The organism is Rivularia sp. PCC 7116, from assembly GCF_000316665.1.
Classification (GTDB): Bacteria; Cyanobacteriota; Cyanobacteriia; order Cyanobacteriales; family Nostocaceae; genus Rivularia.
In genome coordinates, this window is record NC_019678.1 from 7,622,362 (window position 1) to 7,648,980 (window position 26,619).

17 protein-coding genes are annotated in these 26,619 nt (G+C 36.6%); 10 read left to right on the forward strand and 7 right to left on the reverse strand.

Annotated elements, in window-relative coordinates; all coding sequences use genetic code 11:
- Positions 1 to 29 precede the first annotated feature (29 nt).
- The 4 genes from RIV7116_RS29295 (at position 30) to RIV7116_RS29310 (ending at position 7,771) form a co-directional block, all read left to right on the forward strand.
- On the forward strand, positions 30 to 3,053 hold the full coding sequence (locus tag RIV7116_RS29295; protein WP_015121956.1) for a PAS domain S-box protein: 3,024 nt from the start codon (positions 30 to 32) through the stop codon (positions 3,051 to 3,053).
- A 1,141-nt stretch (positions 3,054 to 4,194) separates the two neighbouring features.
- Positions 4,195 to 4,917 (forward strand): phosphoadenosine phosphosulfate reductase, encoded by a 723-nt coding sequence (gene cysH / locus RIV7116_RS29300; RefSeq protein WP_015121958.1) that lies wholly within the window; start codon positions 4,195 to 4,197, stop codon positions 4,915 to 4,917.
- Positions 4,918 to 5,162: 245 nt separating this feature from the next.
- The gene (gene sbcD / locus RIV7116_RS29305; protein ID WP_015121959.1) at positions 5,163 to 6,470 is read left to right on the forward strand and encodes an exonuclease subunit SbcD; all 1,308 of its coding nucleotides are present in this window, start codon (positions 5,163 to 5,165) and stop codon (positions 6,468 to 6,470) included.
- A gap of 770 nt (positions 6,471 to 7,240) precedes the next feature.
- Positions 7,241 to 7,771 (forward strand): cache domain-containing protein, encoded by a 531-nt coding sequence (locus tag RIV7116_RS29310; protein WP_015121960.1) that lies wholly within the window; start codon positions 7,241 to 7,243, stop codon positions 7,769 to 7,771.
- A gap of 489 nt (positions 7,772 to 8,260) precedes the next feature.
- Here RIV7116_RS29310 and RIV7116_RS34310 read toward each other — a convergent pair whose 3' ends face one another.
- Together RIV7116_RS34310 and RIV7116_RS34315 are read right to left on the reverse strand one after the other, a co-directional pair.
- Positions 8,261 to 10,495, reverse strand: a complete 2,235-nt coding sequence (locus tag RIV7116_RS34310) for a nitrous oxide reductase family maturation protein NosD (protein WP_015121962.1) — start codon at positions 10,493 to 10,495, stop codon at positions 8,261 to 8,263.
- 931 nt (positions 10,496 to 11,426) lie between these two features.
- Positions 11,427 to 14,183 carry a right-handed parallel beta-helix repeat-containing protein gene (locus tag RIV7116_RS34315; RefSeq protein ID WP_015121964.1) on the reverse strand — a complete coding sequence of 919 codons (2,757 nt, stop codon included), beginning with the start codon at positions 14,181 to 14,183 and terminating at the stop codon, positions 11,427 to 11,429.
- A gap of 843 nt (positions 14,184 to 15,026) precedes the next feature.
- Between RIV7116_RS34315 and RIV7116_RS29325 the strand changes: the two genes are divergently transcribed.
- Together RIV7116_RS29325 and RIV7116_RS29330 are read left to right on the forward strand one after the other, a co-directional pair.
- On the forward strand, positions 15,027 to 17,000 hold the full coding sequence (locus RIV7116_RS29325) for a ShlB/FhaC/HecB family hemolysin secretion/activation protein (RefSeq protein WP_015121965.1): 1,974 nt from the start codon (positions 15,027 to 15,029) through the stop codon (positions 16,998 to 17,000).
- A gap of 106 nt (positions 17,001 to 17,106) precedes the next feature.
- The gene (locus RIV7116_RS29330; RefSeq protein ID WP_015121966.1) at positions 17,107 to 17,829 is read left to right on the forward strand and encodes a M50 family metallopeptidase; all 723 of its coding nucleotides are present in this window, start codon (positions 17,107 to 17,109) and stop codon (positions 17,827 to 17,829) included.
- A 185-nt stretch (positions 17,830 to 18,014) separates the two neighbouring features.
- On the opposite strand, the gene RIV7116_RS29335 is transcribed toward RIV7116_RS29330, so the two are convergent.
- The 4 genes from RIV7116_RS29335 to RIV7116_RS29350 all read right to left on the reverse strand — a co-directional run bounded on the left by RIV7116_RS29335 (position 18,015) and on the right by RIV7116_RS29350 (position 21,803).
- The gene (locus RIV7116_RS29335; protein ID WP_015121967.1) at positions 18,015 to 18,578 is read right to left on the reverse strand and encodes a hypothetical protein; all 564 of its coding nucleotides are present in this window, start codon (positions 18,576 to 18,578) and stop codon (positions 18,015 to 18,017) included.
- 339 nt (positions 18,579 to 18,917) lie between these two features.
- Positions 18,918 to 20,054 carry an acyltransferase gene (locus tag RIV7116_RS29340; RefSeq protein ID WP_015121968.1) on the reverse strand — a complete coding sequence of 379 codons (1,137 nt, stop codon included), beginning with the start codon at positions 20,052 to 20,054 and terminating at the stop codon, positions 18,918 to 18,920.
- A 494-nt stretch (positions 20,055 to 20,548) separates the two neighbouring features.
- Complete coding sequence (locus RIV7116_RS29345) at positions 20,549 to 21,304, reverse strand: TIGR04283 family arsenosugar biosynthesis glycosyltransferase (RefSeq protein WP_015121969.1); 756 nt, start codon at positions 21,302 to 21,304, stop codon at positions 20,549 to 20,551.
- A gap of 46 nt (positions 21,305 to 21,350) precedes the next feature.
- A complete protein-coding gene (locus RIV7116_RS29350; protein WP_015121970.1) occupies positions 21,351 to 21,803 on the reverse strand; it encodes a rhodanese-like domain-containing protein in 453 nt (150 codons plus the stop codon).
- A 700-nt stretch (positions 21,804 to 22,503) separates the two neighbouring features.
- Here RIV7116_RS29350 and crtA point away from each other — a divergent pair.
- From crtA to msrA, 4 genes are all read left to right on the forward strand, one after another.
- A complete protein-coding gene (gene crtA / locus RIV7116_RS29355; RefSeq protein ID WP_015121971.1) occupies positions 22,504 to 23,358 on the forward strand; it encodes a cyanoexosortase A in 855 nt (284 codons plus the stop codon).
- The gene (locus RIV7116_RS36135) at positions 23,358 to 23,528 is read left to right on the forward strand and encodes a hypothetical protein (RefSeq protein ID WP_015121972.1); all 171 of its coding nucleotides are present in this window, start codon (positions 23,358 to 23,360) and stop codon (positions 23,526 to 23,528) included. Before crtA ends, RIV7116_RS36135 begins: the two co-directional genes overlap by 1 nt.
- Before the next feature lie 199 nt (positions 23,529 to 23,727).
- Entirely contained in the window at positions 23,728 to 24,498 is a 771-nt protein-coding gene (locus RIV7116_RS29360; protein WP_015121973.1) for an HpsJ family protein, read from the forward strand.
- A 233-nt stretch (positions 24,499 to 24,731) separates the two neighbouring features.
- Positions 24,732 to 25,388, forward strand: coding sequence for a peptide-methionine (S)-S-oxide reductase MsrA (gene msrA / locus RIV7116_RS29365; protein ID WP_015121974.1), 657 nt, complete (start codon positions 24,732 to 24,734; stop codon positions 25,386 to 25,388).
- A 156-nt stretch (positions 25,389 to 25,544) separates the two neighbouring features.
- On the opposite strand, the gene rfbB is transcribed toward msrA, so the two are convergent.
- A complete protein-coding gene (gene rfbB, locus RIV7116_RS29370) occupies positions 25,545 to 26,609 on the reverse strand; it encodes a dTDP-glucose 4,6-dehydratase (RefSeq protein WP_044292507.1) in 1,065 nt (354 codons plus the stop codon).
- Positions 26,610 to 26,619 lie beyond the last annotated feature (10 nt).

Genomic DNA, 26,619 nt, shown 5'->3' on the forward strand with positions numbered 1-26,619 from the left:
GAAGGCTATTTTAAAATCCTATTTTTACAATGAATGAAAATTCTATCACTATTGATAAAAGTATTTATGAATCTCTTATACAAGAAAATCAGCAGCTAAAAGCAGAATTACAATGGTCGCAACAATTATTCCAGCTTGCGATTGATAATATCCCGCATTCTATGTTCTGGAAAGATCGGAATTCAGTTTATCTGGGCTGTAACCGCAATCTTGCTGAAGATGCTGGTGTGGATAAACCAGAAAATATAGTAGGTAAAAGCGATTACGATTTACCTTGGACAAAAGAGGAAGCACAATGGTTTCGCGAATGCGATAAGCGGGTTATGGATAGTGGTTTACCCGAACTCAATATTATCGAAACTCAAGTTCAAGCAGATGGGAACCGTTTCTGGCTGGATACAAATAAAATTCCTTTACGCGATGGTGAAGGTAATGTAGTTGGAATTTTCGGTACTTACGAAAACATTACTCAACGAAAGCAAGTAGAAGAAAACCTCAAAAAATTAAATGAGACACTAGAAGCAAGGGTTGAAAGACGTACAGCAAAGCTACGTGAAACTGAAGCGCGTCTTTCTCGATTAGCAGATAACGTTCCGGGGATGATTTACCAGTTTCAACTAAACCCCGATGGTGTAATATCTTTTCCCTACGTTTCTTCTGGCTGTCAAGACATTTGGGAAGTTGAACCGCAAGAGGTATATGACGATGGCGAGCTACTGTTTAGAATGATTTATCCCGAAGACCTATTAAAGTTGAAGAACGCAATTGTTAAATCTGCTGAAACTTTGGAAAATTGGGAATCTGAATGGCGGATGACTACTGGGAGTGGTCAATATAAGTGGTTGAAAGGTATATCAAAACCTCAATTACAAACGGATAAGTCTATTCTTTGGGATGGGTGTATAGTTGATATTACTCAGCGCAAACAAGCAGAAAATGCGCTACAAAAACTGAATGAAGAATTAGAAGCAAGAGTCGCACAACGTACCGCAGAACTTGCAAAAACCGAAGCAAGATTAAAAAAACTGACAGACAACGTACCGGGAATGATTTACGAATTTTGTTTACATCCCGACGCTACAATGTCATTTCCTTATGTTTCTTCGGGATGTGAGGAAATTTTTGAAATTAAGCCATCACAATTAACACAACCTGAAAGTAGTGAATTAGTATTTAGTGATATCCATCCCGAGGATCTTCCTCAAGTAGAAAAAAGTATTGCAATTTCTGCTCAGACTTTAAGAAATTGGGAACATGAGTGGCGAAGTATAACTGCAAGTAATAGAAAAAAGTGGTTAAAAGGTATTGCGAAGCCCGAATTACAAGTAGATAATTCGATTATTTGGTACGGTTGTGTTGTAGATATTACAGAGCAGAAAAAAGTCGAAGCCAAATTAAGAGAAAAAGAACAATTTCTACGCAGTATTTACGATGGATTGGAACATAATATCTACGTTCTTGATGTTGAAGGTGACGAATTACTTTGTGTAGGTATCAACTCTTTCGGACTACGAATGATGGGTTTATCTACTGCTGAAGTTATTGGTAAAACAGTCAAAGAATTATTTGGCTTGGAAGCATCAGCAGATATATATCTAAGATGTAAAAAATGTATAGAAACGGGTAAAGCTATTACTTACGAAGAAACTTTAACGTTGCAAGGTCGAGAAATGTGTTTTTTAACAACTCTTAACCCTATCAAAGATAGTCAAGGTGAGGTTTATAGATTAATAGGAACTACTTTAAATATTACCGAACGCAAGCAAGCAGAAGAAAAACTTCAAGCAAGCCAACACTTTATTCAAAGAATTACAGATTCTTCTCCTAACGTTCTTTATATCTACGATTTTGAAAAACAGAAAACAATTTACGTCAATAAAGAAGCTGTTAGCTTCCTTGGTCACTTTAAGGAAGATATTCTCGCTTCGATAGACGAGCTAATGCTTGAAATAACTCATCCACAAGACTTAGAAAAAATTGTTTCTCAACAGCAAAAAATGCTTGCTGCTGCTGATGGAGACATTTTAGAGTTTGAATATCGCCTCAAAGATTCAGATGAAGAATGGCACTGGTTTTACGATAGACAAATGGTTTTTAATCGTAAAGAAGATGGTACGGTTAAACAAATACTAGGTGTCGCAACCGATATTACCAAACGCAAACAAGCAGAAATAGAGGTACAGCAAAAAGCGATTGAGTTAGAAAATACCCTCAAGAAACTACAAGAAACTCAAGCCCAACTAATTCAAACAGAAAAAATGTCTGGTTTAGGACAAATGGTAGCAGGGGTAGCTCATGAAATTAATAACCCTGCAAATTTTATTCATGCAAATGTTTCTTTTGTTGAAGAATATAGCCAAGACTTAATCCGACTTGTAGAGCTTTATCAAAAGCATTACTCAAATCCAGTACCAGAAATTCAAGAAGAAATTGACAATATAGACCTTGATTTTCTCAAAATTGATTTGCAAAATATTGTTCGCTCAATGGGAGAAGGAACGCGACGTATCCGAGAAATTGTTTTATCATTACGTAATTTTTCACGCTTAGATGAAGCCGAATTTAAGGAAGTAAATATCCACGAAGGACTAGAATCTACATTAATGATTTTACAAAACCGTTTAAAGCTAAAAAATAATTCATCTGGTATTGCGGTGATTGAAGAATACGGCAATCTTCCTTTAATTGAATGCTACCCTTCTCAACTAAATCAAGTATTTCTGAATATCTTGGTTAATGCAATTGATGCTTTAGAAGAGCAAATATCCAAAAAGAATGGTTTTATTCCCAAAATTACAATTTTGACTAAAAAAATCAATCAAAATACTGCTCAAATTTGCATTTCCGATAACGGCTGCGGCATTCCTCCAAGCATTGTACCAAAACTTTTTAATCCTTTTTTCACCACTAAAGAAGTAGGAAAAGGTACGGGTTTAGGCTTATCAGTCAGCTACCAAATTATTACAGAGAAACATGCTGGCAAGTTGTTTTGTCATTCGGTAGTTGGAGAGGGAACAAGTTTTATGATTGAGATTCCTATTATTCATCGGTAATAGGGAATTGGGCATTAGTAATTGCTAACAAAGACATTTGAAAAATCAAAATCAAAATCTAAAGTTCAATCATCCGTTGTTAAAATCGAGGGCATTGCTGAATTAAAATATGAATTTATTCTTACTATTTAAGGGTAGCCCTCTAAATCTCCAAAAATTGAAGATTAGAGGGCTATTCATACTTTTAATTAGCAACGCCAAATCTTAAATACAAAATTTAAAACCCCTCTCAGTCATGAGCGGGGTAATACTAATTTATATTAAACGAAAATATTTTCTTTATCTTAAAACATGTTCATGATAGTGATTACACTCGCGCCAGTAATCATTACAAAAAAGCCCATAAGTAAGGATTCTTTGAGTGCATTAGGAGCTTTTGATTCCTTCATATTTCACAACCTTTTGTTTTTAAACTTTTTCCAGACTACCAATTTTCCGTATAATTATCTACAAAACCATATCAAAACTTAAAATTACGCAAACTTACTTAGTAATTGCGATAGCAAGCAGTTTCTAGTGGCTCCCTTAATTCAATTTGACAGATTTACCCTAGCCCAATGTGGAATACAGTTCTCCCGCTAATAGCACAAACCATACGAATCTCATTAAATATTGCATCAGTCTCAACAAGAGCCGGAGACTCCAGCAACAGTTGTTAATAGTCTGGCAACTCAACAAAGCCCAGAAAAATAAAGGCATTGCTGAATTGAGATATGAATTTATTATTACTGTTTTAGGACTTACGCAACCGGCACATTTTTCTTGTAGGGTGCTGTGACACTTTGAGTAACTGTGAACGTAGTAACAATGTTTTCAGTGTCACGCACCAAACGGACATTGTGACAATTGCGTAAGTCCTGTGTTTAATAGCAGCCCCCTAAATTCCCGCTTCTTTGGGGAACTTTAAAATATATTTCTTCCCCAGAATTGGGGGTTGGGGCTGTTCATACTTTTAATCAGCAACGCCAAAATAAATAGAATAAAAAAGTTTTCCCCTCTTCCCCCTCCCTTACTTCACTCTGGGAACCACTGTATTGTTAGCTTGTTAATTATTAACTGCTTAATCCCGACCGGATTATGTGCCTTTGTGCGGTAAAATTACTTTATCCTTGGTATATAAGCATTTGAGCAATTAATTTTCATGACTATTTCTACGGCATCTACCAAATCTAGCAATTTCAATTTGGAAGAGTTGAACCAAAAATATGAAACTGCCCATCCAAGAGAGATTTTGGCATGGTCTGCGGAGAATATTTCTACTGGGTTAGTGCAAACTAGCGCTTTTAACGTAGATGATATTGTCATTACTGATATTCTCTATCGCGAACTTAAGCAGCAATCACCTGTTATTTTTCTCGATACGCTGTTTCATTTCCGCGAAACTTTAGAATTAGTGGACAAAGTAAAAAAGTTGTATAACGTTAATTTGAAAATTTATACAAATGAGGAAGTAGATAGCCGCGAAGCCTTTAATGCTAAGTACGGCGAAGCGCTTTGGGACAAAGATATTGCGAAATTCCACGACGTTACTAAAATTGAACCTTTGCAAAGAGGATTAGACGAACTTGACACTGTTGCTTGGATCACCGGACGCAGAAGAGATCAAGCACCAACTCGTGCAAGTATGCCAATTTTTGAATTAGATAAAAAAGGTCGTCTTAAAATTAATCCTTTAGCTACCTGGACTCGTAAAGAAACTTGGGATTTTGTTGAAGAACATAAAGTAATTTACAATCCTTTACACGACCAGGGTTATCCCAGCATTGGCGATGAGCCTATCACTACTAAAGTTGCTGAAGGTGAAAGCGAACGCGATGGAAGATGGAGAGGTAGTGGTAAAACTGAGTGTGGAATTCACATTTAGAATATCGAAGGTTAAGAACAATTAATATTTATTGTGTAGAGACGTTGCAATGCAACGTCTTTCTATTTTTTATTGGTATTGAGAATTTGGTGAAATAGTACCAAAAAATAGTTGTAAGTTATAAGTTATAAGTTATGAGTTATGAGTTACTAATGCTAAATTTACTATTTCATGACTCAGCTTTTAAAACCCGCAAACTATATTTCTTTCCGATTAATCTAACAACTAACAACTAATAACTAATTATGATTAAAATCCTACACCTTTCCGATATCCACATGGGAAGTGGCTTTACCCACGGACGTATCAATCCGGAAACTGGATTAAATACGCGATTAGAAGATTTTGTCACGACTCTATCTGTATGCATGGATCGCGCGATCGAACAACAAGTAGATTTGGTGTTATTCGGTGGGGATGCTTTTCCTGATGCAACTCCCCCGCCCTACGTACAACAGGCTTTTGCAAGTCAGTTTCGCCGTTTGGTAGATGCTCAAATTCCTACCGTATTGCTTGTAGGCAATCACGATCAGCATTCTCAGGGACAAGGGGGAGCTAGCTTATGTATTTACCGTACTTTGGGCGTTCCTGGGGTTATTGTAGGAGATACTTTAGATACACATAATGTTCAAACTCGTAGCGGTGAAGTACAGGTAATTACTTTACCTTGGTTAACTCGTTCTGCTTTAATGACTCGTCAAGAGACTCAAGGTTTATCGCTCGGGGAAATCAATCAATTATTAACCGAACGTTTGCAAGTTGTGCTAGAAGCAGAAATCCGTCGTCTCGATCCCGATATTCCGATTATACTTTTAGCCCATTTAATGGCTGACAAAGCAAACTTGGGAGCAGAGCGCTTTTTAGCTGTGGGGAAAGGTTTCACTCTTCCTTTATCTTTACTTACACGTCCGTGTTTTGATTATGTCGCTTTGGGACATGTACATCGACACCAAAATTTGAATAAATCTAACAAACCGCCGGTAGTATACCCCGGAAGCATCGAACGAGTTGATTTTAGCGAAGAAAAGGAAGACAAAGGTTATGTAATGGTAGAAGTCGAATCCGGCAGCGCTAAATGGGAATTTTGTCCTTTAGCAGTTCGCAGTTTTCGTACCATTGAAGTAGACGTGTCCAAAACTGAAGATCCACTCGCGGCGATCGCTAAATCTGTAGCCAAAAACAATATTGAAGATGCAGTTGTTAGGTTAGTTTACAAGCTTCGTTCGGAACAGTTAGATTTAATTGATAACTCTTCGTTACAGGAAATATTAAGCCCAGCCCATACTTATACTATTCACCCAGAATTAGTAAGCCAGTTGGCTCGCCCCCGCGTTCCAGAATTGAGTGCCAGCAGTAGCATCGATCCCATGGAAGCATTAAAAACTTATCTTAATAATCGAGAAGACCTCCAGGATATAGCTGATTCTATGCTACAAGCGGCACATACTCTATTAGGAGAAGATGATGAATTGTTTGATTCTATAGAGGAGAAAAATAATTCGGAAGAACACAATGCTGCAAACAGCCAAAATCAACAGTTACGTTTATTATAAATAATTCATTAAACAATAATTCCGAACTAACATGGTAGTGCAACAGAATTTTCACAAGGTAACATGACAGTAAAATACCGCCTACCATGTTTAATAAAAGTAATTGCTAGGCTCTAATTTATAATTTATCAGTTACAATAAGAATATTTTTTATCTAGTTTAATCTCATATTTATTTTGTCTTTCAATCCTTTTTACTGCCTATCACTTTGCTTTTTATGCTGTTATTAATGCTTTTTAGACTATAAAATTAATCCAATCTCTTTTAGAAAAAAGTCTTTAGATTCTTAAAATTATTTAAACATTCCCTATTACCTATTAGCCAATAGAAGTTACCTACCTTTAAATAGAAAATAGCCATCAACAGCGAAGACAATACACAACTTATATATATAAATATTAGTTACCGAGCAATTGTTTATTTATATAGCTTTGATAAATAAATCATAATGAAAGTGTTAAATAGTATAATATAGACGTTGGTTCTGCTAAACAAAATATAGAGAATATCTAAAGATTCACCAAAAATTCGTAAAAATATATCCTTTGTAAATTTATATTTTTATAGTATGAACTCTTTGTATGATATTAATAATTTAGGAGTTGATTCTCCTTTCCTCCCTTCTGTCCCTAGATTCGGCTAGTTTTCAGTATTGATAAGTGTCTCAAGCTTTGATGCCACTTTTGCTTACAAAAATGATGCACCCAACTAATTATTAGTCGCGGTGCATTATTACTTCGTTGCAAATGTAGAAGTAAAATTAATAAAAAATGAATAATATTCACAATAGTGTAAATTTTGATACCCCGTTTATTAAAAGCTATCTTGCTATTTTAAAAAATAAAAAGGTAGTAAATCATAGAGACAGAACAAGAAAAATAATTCAAGAAGCGACCGAAGAGTTGGCTTCCTCTTTCAATGGTATTCCTTCAAATATTGATGATGTTTTTATCGGTTTAAAAAATCATTTACGAAAAAATCCAAAAATACTTGGCAGCGCATTCGCTTTTTCACCGGAGATAATGTGTTCTTGTCCTTTTGTATTGAGAGATGTAAACAAATTTGTTAGTAAAGATATTGCAGATACATTGATGTATTCTAATACAGTTTGGTATGAAGTCCCAGTGAAGCAAAGAAAACCTATTTGGAGCGTTCCTTATTTTGACATCGGAAAAAGTGGTGAAGATATTTTACTAACAACTTATTCTGTACCGTTATTTAGTAGAGATTCTCACATATTTGGTGTAGTTATCAGCGACCTTTTATTAGCAAGGTTAGAGGATATCCAAAAAATAGAATAGCTATGCAATTTTATATTAAAGTGTAAGATGTCTATTTATGAATATCGAAATACAGGGTGCATTTAATCATTTAAGTATTATATATACTATATTCTCGATATCTTTTTTGATTAACTGGATAAGGTTTAAGTCTCGCCATCCAAGTTTATATCCAGAAGATAAATTTATATCTTTTATCATCATTTTGATTATTACTGTACTATGGTTATTTGCTTTACCTTTTTACTGGATAGAACAGTCGAGAAAAAATAAAATATAAACAGTACAAAAATCAAATTCATAAGTTGATGTGCAGCTATCATTGCATCAAAAGAAATAGTTATATGACGGTTTTAACTTGGGTGGAATGCAAAGACAATTGATAGAAGTCTAATGGAAAAGGGTGCTGCCAATTTTGACGGGAAGAATATCTCCCCGCCAAAATTTCTTCATCCCACCATAAGGATGTATTTTACTCAACCGAAAAGGGCTATATTTTCGATGAATAAGTTAGAAGAATTTATTTCTTAAGACAATATTTTCATCGTCTGAAGAATCTTTAGAATTTGCTGCTTTTTCTGCATCTTCTTGTCTGCCTTTATTGTAAGCTTTTACAGAATTATCATCGACTACGGCATCTGATTTACCAAATTCAAAGCTTCCTACGTCAACAGCTTTACCTATTTTGCGCTGTTTGCTATCTGCATCGCCTTTTAAGTATTCAGGCATGACATTTGTACCCGCATCAACTGCCGCAGAATTAGCAGTTAAGTGGTAATCTTTAGCTTTTGCATCGGAGAAACCGACTGATTTGACTTCAAAGTTATTTGTTTCTTCAATATTATTGACTCCATCGCCTGTTTCAAATAGTTTATCAGCGCCGTCTGTAAATAAGTTGTTGTCCAATACTATATCTTCTGCATCTTCAACAAAACCATGACGGTATTCAGAATCTGCAAAGATATTGTTACGCAGTACAACATTAGAGACTTTATCTCCTTCAAAGAAGTCACTACCATCAATCACAAACGACTGAACATTGCCAGACAAAGTATTATTGGTAATTTCAACATCCTTAACATTACTACCTACCATTATTCCAGCGCCACTGTTAACACCTTGAGTTCCATTGTCATAAACCACGTTATTAAAAACGCGAATATCTCTGACATCACCAGCACCAGGCTCCTCATCATTAATCACAATTCCTTCTGAGGTATTACCGTAAACTTTATTGTTGTAAATATCGATATTGAAACTGTCAGCGCGATTACCATCAACGTAGATAGCGGGACCACCGTTATAACCTGCGGCTGTACCGCCTATTTTTGCAACCTCCGTCACAGTGTTATTGTGAATCGAACCATTTCGAGAGCCTGTTTTGACATCAATACCCTCACGGGTTCCTTCTTTCACAATATTGTTCGCAACCTCGAAACCGTCAACACCCCAAATACTCAATGCCTCCTGCGTACCTCTAGTATCGCCGAGTCCAGTCCATCTCCAGTTTGCTCGTTCAATCTTATTGTCTACAACCTTGATATCTTGGCTAGTAACTTCAGCCTCTCCACCCTCGTAATAACTTTCAGGTAAGACAATAATACCTGAAGCACCAGTCTCGAATGTATGGTTATTCTGAACAATCATATTGTTTGCATCTCTCAAGGCAATACCAGCCCAGGAAGTATTTTCAATTCGGAAACCATCGATAATCCAATGTCCTTGATTAGCCGATTGAATCACACCTTCTCTAAAATCTCCGACATTAGGATCTGGATCGCGCAAAGTAACATCACCATCAGCCTTTAATGTAATATGACCTAGTTCTTCATTTCCAGATTTATCCAGAGTAATCAACTCTGTATATGTACCGGGTTGTACTAAGATGGTATCTCCAGCTTTTACCGCAGAATCTTTTTGAACGGCGTGGTTAACGGTTTTCCAAGGCTTTTCTTTTGTCCCTGGATTATCATCGCTACCGTCTAGAGATACATAGTATGTTTGAGCATCCATCGGAGACTTTATACTGTCATCTTTGCCAGCATCCTTATCGATAGAAGAGTCTATGTTACCACCTGGATCGGTATCTGTTTCGATAGAAGAGTCTATGTTACCACCTGGATCGGTATCTGTTTCGATAGAAGAGTCTATATTACTACCTAGATCGGTATCTGTTTCGGTAGAAGAATCCATTGGAATAAATTCTACATAGTCAATTCGAGCGAATTCACCTAAATTACTTTCTGCTTCAATCTTAAAATCATCTCCTGGTTGCAGTTCAATTTCTGAATGGGTGACGCGGGATGTCAAAGCCTCTGCTGCTGCTTTATCCGCAGGCAAATCTTTGTCGAATGAAAAGGTTTCAAGCTTACCTGCAACAGTTATATCTACAGAAGAAACTCCATCATTTTCATCATAGAAACCTACATTTACCTCATAAGTTCCGGCTTCACCATTAAAAACACCTGTTGCCGTGCCACTATTACTATCGCTGCCCAAAAGAGAAATATGTTTTCCCTCTGAAGAAGCATTATTTGACTCAATTTGATAGTTGCTTAACGTTAATTCCTCCGCTTCGTAACGCAAAATATCTTCTGACAAGGTAGGTAACATTGAGGAATTACCGGAATTCTGTGAATCATCTGCAACCATTCCTGCTGCTTCTAATCCTGAATTCGGAACTAATTCTTGGGGATTTGCAGACAAAGAGGATTCGTTATTAAGTGATATGTCGAAATCATTCATGAGTAACTTTCTCCTGAAAATGAATTCGGCAAACACACGCTGATATTTAACTGACACTTCCAGTTTTAACAATAAAAATTGAGGTTTAAAGTGATATTAAAAACCTCTGAATATAAAAAATATAGATAAATACTTAGTAAGAAATGCCTATATAAAATTCTTTAATCAATGACTAAATTCATATTATTATTTGTCAAAAAAAAAGCATAAATCTCTCTCAAAACAAGATTACGGAAAATAATTGTTTTAATATTTGTATATCTGGGCTTTGAAGCAAAAAGTGAGTATTTACCTAAGCATAATAACTTAGTTAACCAAGATGACATGCCGCTCATAATTTGTATTGATTTATGATTTTATCAATTTTTATAATTTCCAAATATAATAAAATCTAAACTATATATACTGCAATATAAAGGTTTCAGAGAATTACAAAACATTGCTTATCTCCAAGTCAAAAAAGCGCGATCGCAAATTTTTTAATAGATCAATTTTCTGAAGTCTCAGGATGCAAAAATATAATTTGAGATTCATAGGAGTTTATCAAAACTTATCTAAAAGACAAAAATACACTATTGAAGATTAAATAAAATGAAGTGGATTGATAAATTAAAGACTTATGTAGGTAGCCAAATATGATTATAGGGTTTGTAGCTTAGAAAAAATTTACAGCAGTAATAAAGCTTGTAGTGTTACACACCAAGCAATAGCTAGGATAAAAACGTAATTCCTGAAATTTATATGGGATAAAAAAATCGCAGAGAACACTAAGGAAGAAGAGAGAGAAAGTTTAACATTGCTCAATTGAGTGATGAATTATATTCATCTACATGTTGTGACAAATCCGAAACTCATGTAGAGACGTAGCATGGCTACGTCTCACACAATATAAAATTACAACTTCATATTTCTCAGCAACACTCTTTATCTGTTAAACGACATACTCGTAAGCACCTGCATCCGGAGCCTCATCTTGGTTTCGCAGTATCCCATCTTTATCAATGGATGCATAATCGGGAATTCCATCGGAACCAATATTGATTGCAGCTGAATTAGAAGACAAACGGTAATTGTTAGCTGCAACATCTAAGAAACCAACTATTTCTACCTGAATATTATTGGTTTCAATAAAGTTAGTTAATCCACCTCCACTTTCATAAAGCTGGTTAAAGTCGTTGGTAAATAGGTTGTTATCGAGGGTTACATTGCTCGCATCTTGGATTAAACCATTACGAAAGACAGCATCAGCAAAGATGTTATTTCGTACCAATACATCATATGTATTGTAGCCGCCAGTATAATCCGTACCATTAACCACAATCGACTGAATATTATTGAAAACCGTATTGTTAATAACTTCAACATTATTGACGTTACTAGTTACCGCAATACCCATACCGCTATTGATGCCTAATGTTCCATTTCCATAGACTACGTTGTTGAAAACGCGAATATCGCTAACATCCCCATTACCAGGTATTTCGTCAGCCACTACAATTCCTTCAGCAACGTTATCGTAAACAATATTGTTGTAAACATCTATGTTGAAAGTATCAGCCCGATTTCCTTCTACATAAATTGCAGCACCTGCGTTGTAACCGATTGGAGTTCCAGATACCTGTGCGACTCCAGTTACAGTATTGTTGTGAATAGAACCATTACGAGAACCTGTTTTAGCATCGATTCCCTCGCGCTTTCCTTCTTTGACAAGATTGTTCGCAACCTCAAAGCCATCTACACCCCAAATACTCAAAGCTTCTTGAGTGCCTCTTGTGTCTCCTAAACCTGCCCATATCCAATTGGCTCGTTCAATTGTGTTACCTAAGACTTTTATATCTCTACTAGTAACTTCGGCATCTCCTCCGAAGAAGTAAGTATCGGGCATGATAATAATGCCTGAAGCTCCTGTTTCAAATGTATGATTGTTTTGCACAATCATATTATTTGCATCTCTAAGGGAAATACCAGCCCAAGATGTATCTTCAATCCGGAAGCCATCGATAATCCAGAAACCTTCTCCAGCAGATTGAATTACACCCTCTCTGAAGTGACCATTTATAGGATCTGGATCTTTTAAAATCACCTCACCATCAGCTTTTAAAGTAATATGTCCTAGCTCATCATCACCGGATTTATCTAAGTTAATTAGCTCGGTATATGTACCCGGTTTTACTAAAACTGTGTCTCCTGCTATTACTGGAGAACCTTGGCTAACTGCATAATTAATAGTCTTCCAAGGCAATTGTTCCGTGCCTGGATTATCGTCGCTGCCATCCGGTGAAACGTAGTATGTCGAACCATCTGGAGGATTTACCGCGACGAATTCTATATAGTCAAAACGGGCGAACTCGGCAGCATTCGATATTGCATCAATTACAAAATTGTCTCCCTTTTGTATTCTTACAGCTTCATGGGTTACACGTTGGGTTAAGGCTGCGGCAGTTGCTCCAGCAGAAGGCAAATCTTCATCAAACAAGAAAGTACGGCTTTGCCCTCCAACAGTCACCGTTGCCGTAGACTTACCGTCATTTTCATCGTAGTAACCTACTTTTACCTGATAAAAACCTGTTTCTCCATCGAACACATCGCCTATAGTTTGATAACTTGAATTGTATACAGAAATATGTTTATCAGCAGAAGAGTTACTGTTAGAGCTAATTACATAGTCATCAAGCTGTTGGAAATTTTCTGCTTCATAGCGTATAGCTGTTGTGGCATCGACTGTAGTTTGTATGGGAATGAATTCGATATAATCAACGCGAGCAAATTCACCAAAATTAGATTGCCCTTCAATCTTAAAAGCATCACCAGGCTTTAATCCTATTACTGAATGAGTGACACGAGATGTTAAAGTTTCAGGTACGGGAGCACTGGATGGTAAATCTTCATCGAATTCAAAGCTTCTAGTTTGCCCTGCAACTGTTACTGTTGCAGAAGAAACTCCATCATTTTCGTCGTAATAACCTACCCTTACTCTATAAATTCCAGCTTCACCAGCAAAAACACCTTGTGCAACTCCAGATGTATTGTCTGTATTGTTTAAATTTATTTGCTCTCCACCCGAAGCTCCTGAAATTGGTGCCGTTTGATAGCCTGTAAGCTGTAATTTTTCAGCTTCATAACGTAGGCTTCCGTCAGGCTGAGATGCATTTTGCGTCGGAACGAATTCAATATAGTCAATACGAGCAAACTCACCCAAGTCATATTGTGCTTCAATCTCAAAAGCATCTCCTGACTGCAATTCCAATATGGGATGAGTCACATAAGATGTTAACGTTTCCGGTGCAACAGCATTTCCAGGTAAATTTTTATCAAAACGAAAATTCTCAATTTCTCCCGCAACCGTTACGGTAGCAGAAGAAATACCATCATTTTCATCGTAATAAGCTACATTTACGTAATAACTTCCTGCCAAACCGTTGAAAATTCCCGCAGCGGTTCCAGTGTTACTATTACTACCCAACAAAGAAATATGTTCGCCGCCTGAAGAAACATTATTACTCTTAATCAAAAAATTATTCAGATTTAAATCTTCTGCTTCATAACGGACAGGCAGCATTGAAAAACTAGATGAAGAACTAGACTGTGGTAGCGGACTTCCACCATTCAATCCATTATCAGCAAGCAGTTGTGAAGAGTCTTCAGTTAAAAGCGAATCGTTACTTGGTATTATGTCGAAGCCATTCATAAATCTTTCTCCTAAAAAATGAGTTCGGCAAATACACCCCTTCAAAGAAAATTAGTTCTGCTATTTTTACTTAGATACATGTCTATGTCAACAAAATTATACTTATTTCTCAGAGAATATACTTATTTGATGTTTTAATTGGTGAATTCTATATTTTTAATTAAATTAAGTCGTGAATGTCGAAAAATACGCTACCGCAAAATGACATTGCCAATCTAGTCATAACGGATTAGAAAGATTCGCAGTAGTGCATAACTTGGCGCTGCTGATTAAAAGTATGATTTGCTCCCCCAGCCCTCAATTTTGGGGGAGAAAGATAATTTCAAGTCCCCCGAAACTGGGGGATTTAGGGGGCATATGTAGATATAAGAAAAATCAATTCATACCTCAATTCAGCAACGCCCATAACCTTGCTTGATGATTTTGGAAAGATAAAAATTTATGTAGGTTGGATCGAACCGATCTATGAGGAACAGTAATATTTTCATATCTTCCATAAGCAGAGTCTTTCAACCTTAATTAATACTGAAGAATTAAAAAATTAAGGCAAGAATCCGCGAATGATAACTAGAATCCGTGCTAAACAAGTGAGTTTAATTGATTAAAATATTGCCTTAGGTTTAATTGACGTGTTTGCAGGCATATGATAATAGTAAACATTCATATCTTTAGTTATTGGCTGTTATCAGCTATAAATTAAAGTTTTTGTATATATTGAACTGAATGTTGGTAAAATCAACGAGGCAAATAACCAAATCTTCAGTTACAAGAGTAATGTTATGTTTGTTACTAAAGTGACTGTCTTCAATTTTATATTGTCCAGGTCCTCATTTACCTGTTATTATGCCTGTTAAAGATTTTTTACTTCCAGATAGCTATAAATACTGTCAGTGTTTAAGTTTTGCCTTCTTATTCACTTTTACGTTAGTAAAACCGCTTAAAGCCGAAGAAATTAAGAAAACAAATAGGAATTCAGAATATTATAAACAATTTAATATCTCAGATTCAAAAGCTATAAGGTTAAACAAAGCTATTGCGAAAAACAAGTCAAAGCGTACTAGTAATAGTTCAACTGTGTCAGTTTTAAATAGCTCAACCCCAAAGCAATCTGTAGATGCAGATATCTTATTCAGATATCCGGCAAATATTTCCCAAGCACCCCAGCCCAACAAACCTTCCTCAAAAGATCCTACTAAGCCTCCGTCAACTCAAACCCTTCCGGAACCAAGTATCCCGACTTTACCACCACCGGAACAATTGTTAGAACCAAACGGTACTCCTACCCAACCAGAAATAAACGTACCCAGCGAAGTTCCTCAGAAAATTGTTGTAGATAAATTTGAGATTAAAGGTAGCACGGTTTTTGATGAGAAAGAATTTGATGCAATTACCAAACCTTATACTAATCGCGCAATAACATTTGCCGAACTTTTACAACTGCGATCGCAACTGACGCAGTTGTACCTTGATGCAGGATACATAACTAGTGGAGCTTTTATTCCAACCCAGAAATTTCAAGACGGTACGGTTGAAATTGAGATTATAGAAGGTGAACTAGAAGATATCAAAGTCACCGGAAATCGCCGGTTAAATTCTGGATATATTCGTTCCCGCATCAAAAGAGGCGCGAGAAAACCTTTAAATCGCACAAAGCTACTAGAATCATTACAGCTATTACAGCTTAACCCTTTAATAGACAAGCTTTCAGCCGAACTATCTGCTGGCACCCGCCCCGGAGAAAGTCTACTAGAATTAACCATTGAAGAAACAAAAACTTTTAACACTCAACTGAGCTTAGATAACGGACGTTCCCCGGCAGTAGGTAGTTTTCGCCGCCAAATTCAAGTAAGCGAAGCCAACTTATTTGGATGGGGTGACAGTATCAGCGGTGGTTACAGCAATACCGACGGCAGTAATTCCTTTGATTTCAATTATACTTTGCCCGTAAATCCTCGTAACGGGACTTTATCATTTAGTTATGGTACTTCCGATAGCGATGTAATTGAAAGTCCGTTCAATGTTCTTGATATTCAATCCCAATCCCGTTATTACGAATTATCGCTGCGTCAACCGATAATAGAAACACCGCAGCAAGAATTTGCTATAGGTGTAACAGCCAGTCGTCGAGAAAGTAAAGCGAGTTTATTTGATGGTGAAATTCCCTTTCCTAATTCACCGGGAGCAGATGACGAAGGCAGAACCCGCATCAGCGCAATTCGTTTTTTCCAGGAGTGGACAAATCGTAGCAGCAGTCAAGTTTTTGCTGTGCGTTCTCAGTTTAGCGTCGGATTAGATGCTCTTGATTCTACGATTAACAACACATCCCCCGATAGTCGTTTTTACGCTTGGAGAGGACAAGCTCAGTGGGTGCGTCTTTTAGCACCAGATACACTGTTCCTATTACGTGGTGACGTACAGTTCTCAGACAGACCCCTCGTACCTTTGGAGCAAATTGGTATCGGCGGGCAAGAAAGTGTTAGGGGATACCGTCAAGACGCTTTGCTTACCGATAATGCCGTTTTTGCATCAGCCGAAGTAAGACTTCCCATAGCTCGTTTTTCCGGTCAAAATAACCTCTTGCAGCTTGCTCCTTTTGTAGACTTTGGTACCGCTTGGAACCGAGGAGGTAGAGACGAAGCCAATGGCGAAAGCGAAACCGAAACTTTGTTATCTGTAGGATTGGGATTGCGATTGCAGCTACAAGAACGACTTACTGCCCGTTTTGACTGGGGAATTCCCCTAATTACAGTTGAAGGAGACAAAGACACCTTACAAGAAAACGGTTTATATTTCTCCGTAATTTATAATCCATTTTAATGTTGTGGCATTGGGCATGGTTATTAGGGATTAGATAGTATATAGAAACAAGTTTGTTTAACCTTTACCCTTTAACTTTTAATCTTTGACCTTTAGCCTTTAATTTATGGATTTTCAATCACTAGAAACTAAACTAAACAATAGCGTAGACCGTATAGGAATATGGTGGTTAATTGGGGCTGCCGTAGCTACGATTGTACTATGGCAAGTACCATATGGAGATTATATTTTATACCCATTTTCGATTTTAGCGACTTGGTTTCACGAAATGGGTCACGGCTTAGCAGCTATACTGCTGGGAGGAAACTTTCAGCAGCTACAAATTTCCGCTGATGGTTCTGGTGTCGCCTATCACAGCGGTAGGTTATTGTTTGGACCGATTGGTCGTGCTTTAGTATCTGCTGCTGGACCGATGGGACCGCCAATTGCAGGTGCTATATTAATTTTGGCATCCCGTAGCTTCAAGACAGCCAGCATCAGTTTAAAAATATTAGGCGGATTTTTACTATTTTCAGTATTAATTTGGGTACGTTCGCTTTTTGGAATAGTCGCGATTATCCTTTTAGGTTTAATTATCCTTGGTATTGGTTTTAAAGGAAATCGTTGGTTTCAGGGATTTAGCATTCAATTTCTCGGCGTGCAAGCCTGTATAAGTACTTATCACCAAGTTGATTATTTGTTTACTCGTACCGCAGGTCCTTTAGGACTTTCTGATACCGGACAAATACAGCGACAATTATTTTTACCTTATTGGTTTTGGGGTGGATTAATGGCAGTTGCTTCCCTTGTCATACTCATACAAAGTTTGCGAATCGCTTATAAAAAGTGAGCAGTGAGCAGTGAACAGTGAACAGTGAGCAGGTGCAGCGGTTTTTGGTTGGATAAACGGTAAACTCTTGATTTAGTTAATAATTGACTGCACAAAATAGATTATTAGACGAATAATTCTTTGTTTGTCGCTTATTTTATTTTTACCGATAACTGATAACTGCTCACTGCTCGCTGTTAACTGATTCACCCAAACGGCTGTCCCCAAAGTTTCCAGTTTTCTTTATTAAAAGGGGACTTCCATTTTTGAATTAGTTTTAATTCTAAATTTTGTCTGGGTTTGGTTGAATCAGGAGCATCCCACCAAAAGGCAATGTTAACTGCTGTCTTTAAACCATATTGATAATGCAAGTCCTGATATTTTTCAATATACCGCTTGCAATCATGTATCCCTTTCCATCTGTGATTCGATTTACAGGTTTCACCGACATAAAGCAGTAAATCAGCAGCCATATCGACCACAAAATAAAGGCAAGCTTGACCTGGACTATCTGCTGGCAATCTATAAAAAGACAGCGAACAAGGTTCAAGTTCAAAAGGATCTATTATATCTGGCGAGACATGTGCTGGCGACACTTCAAATAAAGCTACTTGAAGCGCTGGTTTACTTGTTCTCACTTGTTGTTGATGGACGGATATCTGCTTTTTCCACTTTTTTAAAGCTTTCACATCCATCAATAACACGGGAGTTCTGCTTGTTGCAGAATCAATCTCCGACGGTGAGAACAAATCAAGTTGATTAGTTTTCACTCTTCGTTCCTATAGAACGCAACTTGGGAATCCTATCATTAATTTGTGATTAATCAGACATCATAATAATTTAAATATTTATTTTTGTCAGAGAATGTTTATTTAAAGCCTGCAAGTAAGTGGCTCAACCAGCGAAAAGATTACTGGGCTTCTTCTGCAAAGAGTATTGTTTTCAATCACAAGAATAAATGAATATTAATTTTTAATTTTTATAGGGCTTACGCAAACGATATATTTTTTTGTAGGGTGCTGTGACACTTAGATCAACTTTGAACGTAGTAATAGGACTTGTAGTGTCACGCACCATCCGGGTCTTGTGACAGTTGCGTAAGTCCTGTTTTAATTACTACTTGCCTGCTGATTGCTACTTTTTGTGAATTTTAAATTTTTATTCCATTGAATAGATGGTTTTTCCATGACTTGCCATATTAGGGTTGCAAAGGCAATTGAACCTCCTACTCCCAGCATTAAGGCAAGAAATTCACTCCAGACTGAATGATTAAACAGTTTAAATACAATCCAATATATACCTCCCAAAACAGGAGTGTGAGTTAGATATAAGCTATAAGAAATTTTCCCTAAAAATTGTAACCATTGCCAATTCAGCAATTGTCCCATCCGGTTAGCACGCGCAACTTCCAGCAAGAGTACCGCAACAATTGAACTCGCGATCGCAAAAATTGAAGAATTGGCTATTCCCGCAGACACTAATATTGCAACATAGAAATAGAAAAGCAAAAGCTTCAATTCCTTGCGCCATGCCCAATAAGCAAAAATACCGAGTAGAAAACTGTACCATATCGGTAAAAATATTGTTGCCCTACCCTCATATCTAATTATTTCGATTGCATAGAAAGCAGCAATAACAGCACTGGGAAGAAAGACAAAAAGTCTCCCTCGATTAGTATTCCAACGAGAATCGATCCATTGCACTAACCAAAAAAGGATGCCAAATATAAAATAGGATTGAACTTCCAAACATAATGTCCAGTAAACATCATTTATATGATGCAGTTTGAAAATATCCTGTAGATAAAACAAATGCGCTATTAATCTTGGAACAGATAAAGGGTGTCCCAAGGGTGCAAATTCTTCACTCTTAGCATATGCAGCAATAAAACCAATAGCTAGTGTTATCAGAATAGATAGGTAATAAGTAGGACTGAGTCTGACTAAACGACGTAGAACAAAATTTTTGAACCAGGCAAAATTAAATTGAGTATTTTTTAACGAATAAGCAATTAAAAAACCGCTGATTACGAAAAAGATAGGCACACCCAAATGACCTTTTTCAAATACTACATATACAAACCATTTGGGTAAGGTATCGGTAAATTGGGAAATAGTCTTATCAGGATCTATTACAGAGTGAAACAGAATAACCCATAAAGCCGCCAAAGCACGAAGCCCGTCAATAAAGTGAAAATGTACTTTAGGTTTTTTCGTAGTGGTTTTCAACAGTGCTTTTGATTCCATTGGTATATCAGAATACTTTTAATAAATAAAACAAGTGTTAATTCCTAAGTATAATCATCAATTACTGAAAGTCAACTGTTTAAAAAGCAACATATTTACTTTACCCCGGCAAAAAGTAAATGTATATTTATCAACTAAGTATTAGCTTCAAGACTAGGAACGCAATTCATTGAGGTTCTGCCTAGGCTGTGTACTTTGATAAACTAAACCCCTTAAACTCGGGAGCCTGTAAATTTCATTTATTGTGCAAAACTAGGGTTATTGGCTATTCATACTTTCAATCAGCAACGCCATTTTCTTAACGAGCTTGTTATTCTTGCACAAACACTATCTCTTTTTATTGCAAGATTTGTTCCACTAATACATTAACCAAAAGTATAAAATAACATATTTATGAATAAGTATTTTTACTTCTAATACTGGTAATTAAATTGTTCATTACAGCACGTAATTACAATCGAAACTATAGTATTTTCTGAAATATTCAGCAATTTTCAGCGAATATCTTCATAAAACCGCTTGAGAAACTTAGCATCAACACCTATTCCCCAGAGAAACCCAATATATAGATAAATTACATTTGCTTTCAGGGCACCCCAACGTGCAACTCGGCGGTCAGAACTTTGCACTACACGATTTAACATGCATATTCTTCCCTTGCGCGCAATTTTTCGACATAAATCTCCATCTTCCATAATTGGTAGCGCTTCATCAAAGCCACCGCAATCCCAAAAGTCCTGGCGACGACAAAACATTACCTGATCGCCAAATAACAAACGCAAACCTTTGAAAAACAAATGAGGTCGAAAAATTAGTGGTGCGTAATAAGTTTTAAGATAATTGTGTAATGATGTAGCCCAGCGAGTAGTTTGAGAACCAGTCATCAAAGAAATAAACCCACCGCAAGCAACCGTTGAGTCTGCTAAAGTCTTATCAACTAAAGCAATTAAATCATCGGGTACGGTAGTATCTGCATGAACAAAACATAAAATATCTCCAGTCGCCTGTTTTGCACCATAATTCATTTGTACAGAACGTCCGCGATCGCAAGATTGAAGGATTAGGATTTTCGCTGTTGAAGAAAAAGATTCAAAAGCAGATTTTGCGATTAGAAGAGTTTCATCTTCGCTGCCACCGTCAACCACTATAATTTCTTGGGGTGGTGGTGAAAGTAGAGCAAGTTGACGCAAAGTTCTAATCAAGCAGGCTTCTTCGTTAAAAGTAGGAATAATGATCGAAACTGAAGACATTAACTATCAATAAACGGATAAATTTAATTACTCAATGCCCAATGCCTTATCCTTTCATAGAAGCATGATACTTTGATTTGAGCAATTTTCCCCAAATAAAATTGTAAGGATGAACAATTTCTACTTGACGGTTATCTTGATAAATTGGTTTTCCCCGATTAACCCACTGAAAAATACCACCACTCAAATTAAAAACATTTTGATATCCTGCTCTTTGAAGTTGTTGAGCAACCTTAGCGCTACGATAGCCTACAGAACAATAAACTACGATACGGGTATTTAGAGGGACTTCCGATAATTGTGGAATACCTGAATTATTAGCTTCGATTATTTGTGCAGATTCAATGTGACTGACAGCATATTCTTCTGAAGCGCGTGCATCTATGATTAGTGGAATTGACGAAGATTGTTCATCTAACCATAGACTGAATTTTGGGATACTTACTGATTTTACTTGAGGAAAATTAAGTTTGATGAGCAGTTCGAGTAAGTAAAACATTAGCTACATTTTCAAAACGATTCAACTACCGAATACTAAAAACTAGACTAGCTACTTAGACTATTTGATGTTGCCCAATTAATGCAAAATTTCACTTATATTTTATTAAGCAATACCAGTTATTTAGCAAAAGATAAGTGGGTATGCAAAATTATTTGTGTTATTGCGTTAGCGCAGCGTGTCCGATAGGACATACGACAGCGTTAGCAGAGCGCTGCGCTAACGTTCAACTCACAATCACAAATATACAATTAATTTTGCCTAAGTACTTACAATTACAGGAGATGCGTTATAGATTTTAGGAATAACCGCAACTGGCATATTTTTCTTGTAGGGTGATTGTACACTGACTCCCAACTCAAGGTATTAATAAGGCAATCAGAGTATGCTACCATCGGAATCTTGTAACAATTGCGTAAGTACTGGATTTTATACAGCGCACTTATACTTAATATATTGTTTGCAAATTTACGAACTCTTCACACATATTGTTGTTTTCTTCCTAGAAAATAGTTAATCTCCAAGTATTAAAATAAACGAGTAGATTGCAAGCCCTAGTATCATATAGTACGTTAGATAGTGGTAATATTATCAATCTACCAACCTATTGAGCAAAAATTAGGCTGTTAACATCTTATTTTCAGGGGTTTTACGATAACTGCACCGAAGAAAATTTGTAAATCAGACAACCTAAATTGTAATGAATATAACTGAAATAGCCTCGTTCAAACGACTCAAAGATATTCGTTATTGGCTCCTAGGGATTGCTGGAGGTTTAGAAGCAATTTGTTTAACACTAGTTTGGAAGGCTGATGATACCGGACATTTAGGCATGAGCCTACTCTTCTTATTTGCTGTAGGAAGCTTAACTTGGGAAAAACGTCATACCCTGAAATTTGAAAGTGAAGTTGTGCCTAGTATTGTAGGTGTCGGGTTGATCGGTTGGGTTTTGTGGCAAAGTGCAAACTTAGCTGATGGTAATATAATGCGGCTTTTATCTTTTGTTTCTGCTTTAGGAGTTGCTTTACTGGCTTCTGGCTTTCAAGGATTAAAGCAATATTGGCAGGAACTTATGATTTTGTTTTTCTTAGGTGTACCAAGTGTCATTGCCAGTTTTTTATATGATATTTCTCCCTTGACTGCCAAATTTTCAGCATTCCTTTTGCACTATCTTGGCTTTGAAGTTATGAGTCAAGGAGTTTTCATTAATTTACCTAACGGTGGAATAGAAGTCACAACTGAATGCTCTGGCATAGACACTATAGTTTATATTCTCAGCGTTTCGGTGCTGGCTTTAATAATGTTTCCCGTACATCGCACTAAAAGATTTTTCGTGCCTTTTATGGCAATAATCATAGGTTTTGTAATTAATGGGGTTCGTGTTGCAATGCTGGCGATATTTGCTGCATCTGACAAAGCCGCATTTGAAAGCTGGCATGGTGGGCAAGCGTCGTATTTATACGGAATGATAGGTATTCTGATTTTCGGGTGTTTCTACTGGTTGATATTACAGCAGGAAGAAAAAGCTCAAATCAATAATAGTTCTCAAAGCTAATGAATAGTTGGAAACAAGTTCGTACTCCCTTATTAGCGGTTATCTTTGCTGCTGTTGTCTTAATTTTGGTAAGAGTGATTTTGGTAACGGCTTTTTATACTAAGCAAAAAGATAATACTTACTTACCAAAATTACCGATACAAATAACAGCATTGATAGAAGAAAAATAATTTTTATCTATATTGTTTTCGCTGCATCTTGCATAAAGATTTAATTTGACTTACATTCATTTCGCTTGCAAATAGCTACAGAGAGAAGAAAGGACTCAACTTACTTTTTTGTAGAATAATCGGCTGATATAGAAGGCTGTAAATTTCTAGTATCCGAATTTCCAATCTAATAATTCACTAAATCTATTAAATTAAACTCATGTCTAATATTGATAGTAATCAGTCAAATAAATCATTACTGGCTCAAATTGCCAATTTGAATCAAACTACCAACGATTTTTCAAGATTTATCTTTGAAATGGTCGATTCTTTGCCAGCTATACGCTGGATAGGTTACGGACTGTTGATTTTGGCATTATTCGATGTCATTGAAATGTTCATCCCCGCTAAATTTCTGAATCCCAACTGGGAATTCCAAACTTTCGGTGCATTAGTAGAAAGAGTTGCAGTACCTTTGATTGGCTTTGCATTTGTATTTATAGCAGGATTAAACGAAAGGGGAAATAAAGAAGGGATTATCCTTAAATTTCTCTCTTGGCTAACTTTATTATTAGGAATTATATATTTTATAACTGTACCTTTAGGAGTTATCAATACAGCTAGGATATACAAACAGCAGCAAGGGCAAATTACGGCTAGGTTGAATCAACAAAAAGCTGCAATTGAACAAGTGAAAAAGAATCTAGACGGCCCGATAAATGAAGTCCAAATGCAACAAATACTGGCTCAATTAAGCGGGGGACGCGCTCCTGAACTTAAAAACTCGGAAGAATTACAAAAAGCCAAGCAGCAGCTTTCTGATTTTGTTAATAAAGGTGAAAGCGAGCTAGAAACACAAGTACAAACTGCACGTACTAATCAACGGATTAACTTATTGAAGAAGTCTGTGAAGTGGAATTTAGGAGCGCTGATTTCTGGTGCTTTATTTATCACTATTTGGCGTAATACTGGTTGGGCTAGACGCGCTTAATTGATGGGAAAATAGAGTATTGAAATGTCAGAAATTATAAAAACATTTTGAGTGGGAGCATTTTGCTCCCTATTTATTTTTCAAGCTTTCGGATTCCCAACTCCCAATGCCCTATTCCCAATTCTCAATTCCCATATTTTTTGTCGTGCCTTCCACACTCGCATGATTTGACACAATGTATTTAAAATGTGAAGTAAGGTTAAGACGTTTTCACAAATACAGAGTTATAAACAATGGGATTATTCGGACTTGGGAAAAAAATGGCTATACCGACTGCTGAAGAAGCTTTACCAGGAAGAAGTTCTTCAATGCCAGTACCTGAAAAGCATTATGTGAATGGCAATCCTCTCAAGCCTCCTTTTCCCGAAGGTATGGAGCAGGTAGTATTCGGGATGGGATGCTTTTGGGGTGCCGAGCGTAAATTTTGGCAATTGGATGGAGTTTATACTACTGCTGTAGGTTATGCTGCTGGTTCAACTCCTAATCCTACATATAAAGAAGTATGTAGCGGCATGACTGGGCATAATGAAGTTGTGCTCGTTGTGTACGATCCCAAAAAAATTAGTTACGAACAACTGTTAAAAACTTTTTGGGAAAGTCACAATCCTACTCAAGGAATGCGTCAAGGTAATGACACTGGTACCCAGTATCGTTCGGGAATTTACACTTTTTCCCCAGCGCAAAAACAACTTGCACAAGCATCAAAAGAATCTTACGAACAAGCTTTGAAAAAAGCAGGTTTTGGGGATATTACTACAGAAATTCTTGATGCTCCTGAATTTTACTATGCTGAAGATTACCATCAACAGTATTTAGCTAAAAATCCTAATGGCTATTGTGGATTAGGTGGAACTAATGTTGCTTGCCCTGTTGGTGTTGTAAATTCTTAAAAGTTTTTAGTGTTCACTAAAATCACTTTTATCAATAGCTGGAGGCAGAGCCTCTAAAATATAGTTCCCAGGTTGAACCTGGGAACTAGATAGCAAAAATACATCAGAATTATTGTTTTAATAGCCGTAGAAACTGGATTGATTAAATTTATATTCTTATTTTTTATAAATTTGCCGATAATAATCTTGATATTCTTGTGATAATAAAAGTTGCCACCATTGATTATGATTAAGGTACCACTGTACGGTTAGATGTAAACCTTCTTCAACTGTTACTAAAGGAGTCCAGCCTAAATTATTTTTGATTTTAGTTGCATCAATTGCATATCTGCGGTCGTGTCCCGGTCTGTCTTTGATAAAAGTAATTAATTTTTCACTGGGTTTTATCGGTAAATCGGGAGCTAATTTATCAATAATTTGGCATAAAGTATGAACTAAATTAATGTTTTCAACTTCATTGTTACCGCCAATGTTGTAGGTTTCTCCTACTGCACCGGTATTTATAACTATATCCAAAGCATTACAATGGTCTTTCACGTAAAGCCAATCTCTGACGTTTTTCCCATCACCATAAATTGGTAGTGGTTTACCCAATAAAGCATTAATACACATTAAAGGAATCAATTTTTCTGGGAACTGATATGGTCCATAATTATTAGAACAGTTAGTAATAATTGTTGGTAGTTCGTAGGTGTGAAAATAAGCTCTAACTAAATGGTCGCTACCGGCTTTTGATGCAGAATAGGGGCTATTTGGAGCATAAGCTGTAGTTTCGGTGAAAGGTGAGTCTTGCGGACTCAAACTTCCATAAACCTCGTCTGTAGAAACATGGAGAAAACGATAATGTCCGGGTTGATTTTGAGTTAACCAATATTGACGAAAAGCTTCTAAAAGTGTGTAGGTTCCAACTACGTTTGTCTGTACGAAAGCACCAGGTCCCAGAATCGACCTATCAACATGAGATTCAGCCGCAAAATGCGCGATAGTATCTATTTTTTCTGATTCTAGAAGTTGTTTAACTAAAGAAGAATTGCAAATATCACCTTTAATAAAACAAAAATTTTTCTTTGCTTCTAAAGAAGATAAGTTAGCGCGATTTCCCGCGTAGGTAAGTGCATCTAATACTACTACTTTGTCATCTGGATAATTATCGCACCAATAATGTACAAAGTTGGAGCCAATAAATCCGGCTCCACCCGTTACTAGCAACCTACGACTCATTAAATTTACC

Bases quoted from the DNA above. Each gene is read 5' to 3' on its own strand.
- RIV7116_RS29295 (WP_015121956.1), top strand. From the start codon at position 30: ATGAATGAAAATTCTATCACTATTGATAAAAGTATTTATGAATCTCTT.
- cysH (WP_015121958.1), top strand. From the start codon at position 4,195: ATGACTATTTCTACGGCATCTACCAAATCTAGCAATTTCAATTTGGAA.
- sbcD (WP_015121959.1), top strand. From the start codon at position 5,163: ATGATTAAAATCCTACACCTTTCCGATATCCACATGGGAAGTGGCTTT.
- RIV7116_RS29310 (WP_015121960.1), top strand. From the start codon at position 7,241: ATGAATAATATTCACAATAGTGTAAATTTTGATACCCCGTTTATTAAA.
- RIV7116_RS34310 (WP_015121962.1), bottom strand. From the start codon at position 10,495: ATGAATGATTTCGACATATCACTTAATAACGAATCCTCTTTGTCTGCA.
- RIV7116_RS34315 (WP_015121964.1), bottom strand. From the start codon at position 14,183: ATGAATGGCTTCGACATAATACCAAGTAACGATTCGCTTTTAACTGAA.
- RIV7116_RS29325 (WP_015121965.1), top strand. From the start codon at position 15,027: ATGCCTGTTAAAGATTTTTTACTTCCAGATAGCTATAAATACTGTCAG.
- RIV7116_RS29330 (WP_015121966.1), top strand. From the start codon at position 17,107: ATGGATTTTCAATCACTAGAAACTAAACTAAACAATAGCGTAGACCGT.
- RIV7116_RS29340 (WP_015121968.1), bottom strand. From the start codon at position 20,054: ATGGAATCAAAAGCACTGTTGAAAACCACTACGAAAAAACCTAAAGTA.
- RIV7116_RS29345 (WP_015121969.1), bottom strand. From the start codon at position 21,304: ATGTCTTCAGTTTCGATCATTATTCCTACTTTTAACGAAGAAGCCTGC.
- RIV7116_RS29350 (WP_015121970.1), bottom strand. From the start codon at position 21,803: ATGTTTTACTTACTCGAACTGCTCATCAAACTTAATTTTCCTCAAGTA.
- crtA (WP_015121971.1), top strand. From the start codon at position 22,504: ATGAATATAACTGAAATAGCCTCGTTCAAACGACTCAAAGATATTCGT.
- RIV7116_RS36135 (WP_015121972.1), top strand. From the start codon at position 23,358: ATGAATAGTTGGAAACAAGTTCGTACTCCCTTATTAGCGGTTATCTTT.
- RIV7116_RS29360 (WP_015121973.1), top strand. From the start codon at position 23,728: ATGTCTAATATTGATAGTAATCAGTCAAATAAATCATTACTGGCTCAA.
- msrA (WP_015121974.1), top strand. From the start codon at position 24,732: ATGGGATTATTCGGACTTGGGAAAAAAATGGCTATACCGACTGCTGAA.
- rfbB (WP_044292507.1), bottom strand. From the start codon at position 26,609: ATGAGTCGTAGGTTGCTAGTAACGGGTGGAGCCGGATTTATTGGCTCC.